Below are 6,996 nucleotides of genomic sequence, written 5' to 3'. Positions count from 1 at the left end.
GGCGGCCGCCACCGCGCGCGCCGCGGCCGGCTCGCCCGCCCGCGCCGCGGCCATCACCCGCTCGGCCTGCTCGCGGCCCCGGCCGCCGCCGTGGGCCAGGCCCATGTGACGCAGCAGCGCGTTCGCGCCCACGTCGAGCGCCCAGCAGCCCGTCGCGCCGCACGCGCACGGCAGCGAGCCACCGGTCAGCGGCATGTGGCCGAACTCGGCGCCCATCCCGCCGGCGCCCTCCAGCGGCCGGCCGCCGACGACGAGCACCCCGCCCAGGTCGAAGTCCACGTGCAGGTGCAGGCCGACGCCGACGCCGCGCAGCAGCCCGCGCCTGGCCTCGGCCAGCCCGGCCAGCGCGGTGTCGTTGCCGACCCGGACCCAGCCGGGTGGCAGCCCCAGCAGGGCGGGCACGTCGACCGCGCGCCAGCCCAGGTGCGGCACGTCCGCCCGGCCGCCGGGGCCGATCGGGCCCGCCACCGCCACGCCGGCGCCCACGGCCCGTCCGCGAAGGCGCGCCCGGTGCTCGCGCAGCGCGGCCCCCAGCGGCTCCAGCGCGCCGCGCGGGGTGCCGTCGTGGCCGCGCACCTCCAGCACGGCCGTCCGGCCGCCCAGCTCGCACGCCGCCAGCTCCCAGGCGTCCTCCCGCAGGTCGGCGGCCAGCACGACGGGACCTCGCGGATGCGGCCCCGGCACCATCGTCGGGCGGCCCCTGGCCTGCTCCGGGGCCGGCTCCTCGTGCAGCAGCGCGTCCTCGGCCAGACCGCCGACCAGCACCGACGCGGTGCCCCTGGCCAGCTCCAGATCGCGGGTGAGCCGCGACCGGGTCAGCGTGGCCCCGCCGTCGTGCACGGCGCGCAGCAGCCGCACCCGGTTGTGCGCGCGCAGCTCGCCGGTCGTCGTCGCTCCACTGTTCCCAGACATCGTGACTCTCATTATGCTCTAGACGTGAACAAAAGACGCGATGACGCTCGACGTGCCCGTATCGGGGTGTTCGGCTTCTTCTTCCTGGCGGGACTCGTCATGGGCCTGTGGGCGGCCGGGCTGCCGTCGCTGAACGACCGGCTGGACCTCGGCCCGGCCCGGCTGGGCAGCGTGCTGCTGCTCATCTCGGGCGGCGCGCTGGTGTCGATGCTCGTGGCCGGGCCGCTGGTCGACCGGTGGTCCAGCCGGGCGGTGTGCTGGTTCGCCGGGCCGGCGTCGGCCGTGGTGCTGCTCGGGCCCGCGCTCGCGCCCGACTACCTGTGGCTGGCGGTGCTGGCGGTGCTGTTCGGCCTGGGGCTGGGCGTCACCGAGGTGGCCATGAACGCCCACTCGGTCGAGGTCGAGCGGCGTTACGCGCGGCCGATCATCTCGGCGTTCCACGGCACCTGGAGCCTCGGCGGGGCGGCCGGCGGCGCGATCACAGCCCTGGTGCTGCAGGCCGGGCTGGACGCCCAGGCGCTGCTCGTCGTGGCGGGCGTGGTGGTGCCGTTCCTGTACCTGCCGGCGGCGCGGCTGCTGCTGCCCGACCCGCCCGCGCACGCCGCCGAGCAGCAGGCCGCCCGGTCCGGGTCGCCGCTGAAGTGGGGGCTGATCGCGCTGCTCGGCGTCGCCGCCTTCGCCGGGCACCTGGCCGAGGGCGCCGCGATCGACTGGGCCGCGCTGCACGCCCGCTGGGTCCTCGACGCCGACCCGGCAGCCGCGCCGCTGGCCTACACGGTCTTCGCCGTCGCCATGACCGCCATCCGCCTGCTGGGCGACCCGATCCGGGCCCGCCTCGGCTCGATCCGCACCATCCAGCTTGCCGGGCTGCTCGCCACCTGCGGCTACGTGCTCGTGCTCGCCGCCCCGGCGACCGGCCCGCTCGCGCTGGCCTGCGCCTGGACCGGCTGGGCCCTGGCGGGCGTCGGCCTCGCCACCGTCGTGCCGGTGATCTTCAGCGCGGTCGGCGCCGCGGGCGGGCCCGTCGGCAAGGCGCTGTCGCTGGTGACGGCCTTCGGCTACAGCGGGCTCCTGGTCGGCCCCGCCGTGCTCGGCTACGTGGCGGAGGCGTCCTCGCTGCCGGTCGCGCTGATCGTGCCCGCCGTCCTGTCGGCCGTCGTGGCGCTCACCGGGGCCCCGTCCATCCGTTCGCTCGACCGGCTGACGCCGGCCCCCGACCCGGTGCCCGCCTCGGCCCGCGACTGACGCTCCGTAGCCGTCCGCCTGGCCCCGATTTGGGAAACAGTCCCCTGACCTGGTGTTATGGGATCGTGACTTGACCCTGCGGTTACGGGGGCTGTTTCATGTGCCAAACACCGTAAACGTTTACAGCAGGTGTCTGAAATCGTTTACGAATCTGGAAGGACAGCCTTGGCCGACGGACCCACGATCACCACGATCGCCGAGCGCGCCGGTGTCTCCATCGCCTCGGTGTCGCGGGTGCTCAACGGCCTGCCGACCAGGCAGGAGACCGTGCGCAAGGTGATGGCCGCCGCCGACGAGCTCGGCTACGTGCGCAACGCCGTGGCCCGCTCGCTCAAGTCGCGCCGCACCCACCAGGTCGCCTTCGCCATGGCCGACGTCGGCAACCCCGCCTACCTCGCCATGCTCCGGCAGATCCAGCCCGTGCTCAAGGCCGCCGGCTACCGGCTCGTGCTGCACTCCACCGACGCCGTGGCCGCCGACGAGATCGACGTGCTGCACAGCCTCGGCGAACGCTACGTCGACGGGCTCATCATGAGCCCGCTGCGCGTCACCGAACAGCACCTGCAGATGCTGCGCGCCGCCCGCGCCCCCGTCGTGATCATCGGATCGGTGCCGGAGGGCACCCCGGTCGACAACGTGCGCGCCGACTCGCGCACCGGCGTCAAGCTGGCCGTCGACCACCTGCACGCGCTCGGGCGGCGGCGCATCGGCATGGTCAACGGCCCGCTCGACACCGTGCCCGGCGCGGCCCGCGGCGCCGCCTACCGCGAGGCGCTGGAGACGCTCGGGCTGCCCTACGACGAGAACCTGGTCGAGATCGGCGACTTCTACCGCGCCGAAGGCGCCCGGGCCGTCGCCGAGCTGCTGCTCCGCGAGCCCGGGGTCGACGCGCTCATGTGCGCCAACGACCTCATCGCGCTCGGCGCGCTCGACGTGCTGCGCGCCGCCGGCCGGCGGGTGCCCGAGGACGTGGCCGTGGTCGGCATGGACGACACCGACCTGGCCGCGGCCTCCTGGCCGTCGCTGACCAGCGTCTCGCTCGGCTCGGCCGAACGCGGCAAGGCCGCGGCCGAGCTGCTGCTGGACCGGCTGCAGCACGGCGACCGCGAGCCCCGCCTGGTGACGGTCCCGCCCCGCCTGGCGGTGCGCGCCTCGACGACGGGGGAGGAGCCCTACCCGGCTTCCCGGGCGGCGGGCCGTACACGAGCTGACAAGAGGGAGGGGGGCAGGTCATGACGGCCACCGCGACGAAGCCGGCGCCGCCGGCCCGGCACGCGCGCGGCCGGCAGCGGCCGAGGCAGACCCGCGAGATGTGGGTGCTGATGCTGCCGGCGCTGGTGCCGGTGGTGCTGTTCAGCGTGGGCCCGCTGCTGTACGGGATCGGGCTGGCGTTCACCGACGCCGAGGCCGGGCGCAACCACGAGACGAGCTTCGTCGGCCTGGAGAACTTCGCCGACCTGCTCGGCGACGGCGACTTCTGGTCGTCCATGCGGATCGGCCTGATCTGGTCGGTCACCGTGACCGTGCTGCAGTTCCTCGCCTCGCTGGGGCTGGCGCTGCTGCTCAACCAGAAGCTGTTCCTGCGCGGCCTGGCCCGGGTGCTCGCCGTCGTGCCGTGGGCGATGCCGCCCGTGGTCATCGGCCTGATGTGGCGGCTCGTCTACCATCCCGACGCCGGCATCGTGAACAGCACGCTCGGCACCGACATCAACTGGCTGGCCGACTTCTCCTGGGCGCTGCCCGCCATCATCGTCATGGGCATCTGGAGCGGCATGCCGCAGACCACCGTGGTGCTGCTGGCCGGCCTGCAGAACGTGCCCAGGGAGCTGTACGAGGCCGGCGCGATGGACGGCGCGGGCACCTGGCGCAAGTTCTGGAGCATCACGCTGCCCCAGCTGCGCCCCATCATCGTCACCATCACCTCGCTCGACTTCGTGTGGAACGTCAACCAGTTCAGCCTGGTCTACGTGCTCACCCAGGGCGGGCCCGGCGGGCAGACGCGGCTGCCGATGCTGTTCGCCTACGAGGAGGCGTTCCGCTACGGCTTCTTCGGCTACGCGGCCGCGCTCGGCGTCAGCATCGTCATCGTCGTGCTCGGCCTGCTCGGCGTCTATCTGTGGCGGCAACTGAGGGAGGCGTCATGAAGAAGATCCCCCAGTACGTCGCGCTGCTGGCGTACATGGTGTTCCTGGCCTTCCCGCTGGTGTGGCTGCTGTCGACGGCGCTGAAGACGCCGCAGGAGATGGCGAGCCTCGACCCCACGTGGATCCCGCGCAGCCCGACGCTGGCCAACTTCTCCGACGCGTTCAGCGAGCAGGACCTCGTCGGGGCCGGGCTGCGCAGCCTGGTCGTGGCCCTGGCCAGCTCGGCGCTGACGGTGGCCGTGGCGCTGCCCGCCTCCTACGCGCTGGCCCGCTACCAGGGCGCGCTCAAGCGGGTCGCGCTCGGCTGGGTGCTCGTCAGCCAGGTGTTCCCGTTCATCCTGATCATCATCCCGCTGTTCATGGTGCTGCGGCAGCTCGACCTGGTGAACACCCTGCCGGGACTCGTCGTCGTGCACGTGACGTTCACGCTGCCGTTCGCGCTGTGGATGCTCCAGGGCTACGTCCGCTCGGTGCCGCGCGAGCTGGAGGAGGCCGCCTCCGTCGACGGGGCGACCCGGCTGCGCGCGATCGTCAGCGTCGTCGCGCCGCTGCTCGCGCCCGGCGTGGTGGCGACACTGCTGTTCTCGTTCATCTCCTCGTGGAACGAGTTCCTGTTCGCGCTCGTGGTCCTGAAGGACCCGGACGTGATGACGCTCCCCCTGACGCTGGTGAGGTTCACCGGCCCGGAGGGCGTGTCGAGGCTCGGCCCGCTCGCCGCGGCGTCGCTCATGGCGACGATCCCGAGCCTGATCTTTTTCGCAATCATCCAGCGCAGGCTGAGGTCAGGTCTGATGGCCGGCGCTGTGAAGGGCTAGGAGGGCTCACATGCGTATCAAATCCGCGTTGGCTGCGGCGGCGGTCGTCGCGCTGGCCGCCGGGTGCGGCGGCAGCGGCGGGGACAGCGGGTCCTCCGGCACCCCGAACGAGCCGGTCAAGCTCGACTTCCTCAGCCTCGCCTGGCAGAAGGAGTCGGTCGCGGCCAACAAGGCGCTCGTCGAGGAGTGGAACAAGGCCAACCCGAACATCCAGGTCACCTACGTCCAGGGCAGCTGGGACAACGTCAACGACCAGCTCGTCACCTCCTTCGAGGGCGGCGACGCGCCGGACGTCATCCACGACGACTCCCCGGCGTTGTCCGGCTTCGCCTCCAAGGGCTACCTGCTCGACCTGACCGGCAAGGTGCCGGCCGAGCTCAAGGCCGACATCCCGCAGGCCGCCTGGGACACCGTCACCTTCGACGACGGCAAGGGCAACCAGGGCGTCTACGGCGTGCCGTTCCTGCAGGAGTCGCAGGTCATCATCGCCAACAAGAAGCTCCTGGACGCCGCCAAGGTGCGCATCCCCACCGCCGGCGAGCCGTGGACGTGGGACGAGTTCGCCGAGGTCAGCAAGAAGCTCACCAAGGGCGACACGTTCGGCGTCGCCTGGCCGATGAAGTCGCCCGTCAACAAGACGCTCAACCTGGCGCTCAACTTCGGCGGCACCTTCTTCCAGACCGGCGCCGACGGCAAGACCACCGTCAAGGTCGGCGCGGAGGAGAAGGAAGTCCTCCAGCGCATCCACGACCAGCTCTACAAGGACAAGACGGCCGACACCTCGGCGCTCGGCATGGGCACCGCCGACCCGCTGCCCGGCTTCTTCGCCGACAAGTACGCGATGCTGCCCGTCGGCGTCTACCTGCGCCAGCAGGTCGCCGAGCAGGCGCCCGACGGCTTCGAGTGGGTGACGCTGCCGCCGCTCAAGGGCACCACCACCGAGCAGGGCGCGGTCTCCCAGACGCTGTCCGTCGCCGCCGACAGCAAGCACCCGGAGGAGGCCATGAAGTTCATGGCGTTCTTCCTCAACGGCCCCAACCAGGCCAAGCTCGCCAAGGGCGACTGGCTGCTGCCGACCTCGCAGAAGGCCGCCGCCGACCCCGCCATCACCACCGAGGAGAACGGCTGGGACGTGGCCACCGCCTCCGCCAAGAGCCTCGTCGTCGCGCCGTTCCTCAAGGTGAACGGGTTCGACGAGTGGAAGAGCAAGGTCGCCACGCCGGTGCTGCAGGAGTTCTTCGCCAACAAGATCACCCTGGACGAGGCGGCCAAGCGGCTCGTCGAGGAGGGCAACGAGGTGCTGGAGCGGTACCAGCGGTGACGTATCGCGACAGGGCCCGGGGGTGTCTGCTCGGCCTGGCGGCCGGCGACGCCCTCGGGGCGCCCGCCGAGAACCTGACCCCCGCCGAGATCCGCCGCCGCTGGGGGCGGCTCACCGAGATCGAGGGCGGCGGCACCGACGACACCGAGTACGCCATCTTCGCCGCGTCGCTGCTGGTGGCGCACGGGCACGACCTGACCCCGGCCGACGTGGCCGCCGCCTACCGGGAGCGGATCATCCCGCTGGTGACCGGGCCGATGCGCGGCGCCGGGTTCTCCGAGCTCGGCACCATCGAGGCGCTGCGCCGCGGGCTGGAGCCGCCGCTGACCGGGATGGTGCACCAGCACGGCTGGTCCGACGGGCTGGCCATGCGGGCCGCGCCGTACGGGATCTTCTGTCCCGGCGACCCGGCGGAGGCGGCGCGGCTGGTCGAACAGGACGGGCTCGTCAGCCAGTCGGGCGAGGGCATTCTCGGCGGCCGCGCGGTCGCCGGGGCGGTCGCCGCCGCCATGGGCGGGGCCGCGCCGGGGGGGGGGGGGGGGGCGGGGCGCGGCGGGGG

General features: G+C 73.0%; 7 protein-coding genes. 6 read left to right on the top strand and 1 reads right to left on the bottom strand.

Annotated elements, in window-relative coordinates:
• On the bottom strand, positions 1-912 hold a 912-nt coding region (locus KME80_RS49090), incomplete at its 3' end, for an ROK family protein (RefSeq protein WP_219519720.1).
• A 24-nt stretch (positions 913-936) separates the two neighbouring features.
• On the opposite strand from KME80_RS49090, the gene KME80_RS49085 reads away from it, so the two are divergent.
• The 6 genes from KME80_RS49085 to KME80_RS49060 form a co-directional block, all read left to right on the top strand.
• The gene (locus KME80_RS49085) at positions 937-2,157 is read left to right on the top strand and encodes an MFS transporter (RefSeq protein WP_308126267.1); all 1,221 of its coding nucleotides are present in this window, start codon (positions 937-939) and stop codon (positions 2,155-2,157) included.
• Positions 2,158-2,322: 165 nt separating this feature from the next.
• Positions 2,323-3,393 (top strand): LacI family DNA-binding transcriptional regulator, encoded by a 1,071-nt coding sequence (locus KME80_RS49080; RefSeq protein WP_219519719.1) that lies wholly within the window; start codon positions 2,323-2,325, stop codon positions 3,391-3,393.
• Positions 3,390-4,301 (top strand): carbohydrate ABC transporter permease, encoded by a 912-nt coding sequence (locus KME80_RS49075; RefSeq protein ID WP_219519717.1) that lies wholly within the window; start codon positions 3,390-3,392, stop codon positions 4,299-4,301. Before KME80_RS49080 ends, KME80_RS49075 begins: the two co-directional genes overlap by 4 nt.
• A complete protein-coding gene (locus KME80_RS49070) occupies positions 4,298-5,116 on the top strand; it encodes a carbohydrate ABC transporter permease (RefSeq protein WP_219519715.1) in 819 nt (272 codons plus the stop codon). The genes KME80_RS49075 and KME80_RS49070 overlap by 4 nt, the downstream gene beginning before the upstream one ends.
• A 10-nt stretch (positions 5,117-5,126) precedes the next feature.
• On the top strand, positions 5,127-6,437 hold the full coding sequence (locus KME80_RS49065; RefSeq protein WP_219519711.1) for an ABC transporter substrate-binding protein: 1,311 nt from the start codon (positions 5,127-5,129) through the stop codon (positions 6,435-6,437).
• Positions 6,434-6,996: ADP-ribosylglycohydrolase family protein (locus KME80_RS49060; protein WP_219519709.1), on the top strand; the 563-nt coding region annotated here is incomplete at its 3' end. The genes KME80_RS49065 and KME80_RS49060, both read left to right, overlap by 4 nt.

Origin of the sequence: Nonomuraea ceibae, from assembly GCF_019396325.1 — a bacterium.
GTDB classification, from domain to species: Bacteria; Actinomycetota; Actinomycetes; order Streptosporangiales; family Streptosporangiaceae; genus Nonomuraea; species Nonomuraea ceibae.
This window is presented reverse-complemented; position numbering and strand designations above follow the sequence as displayed.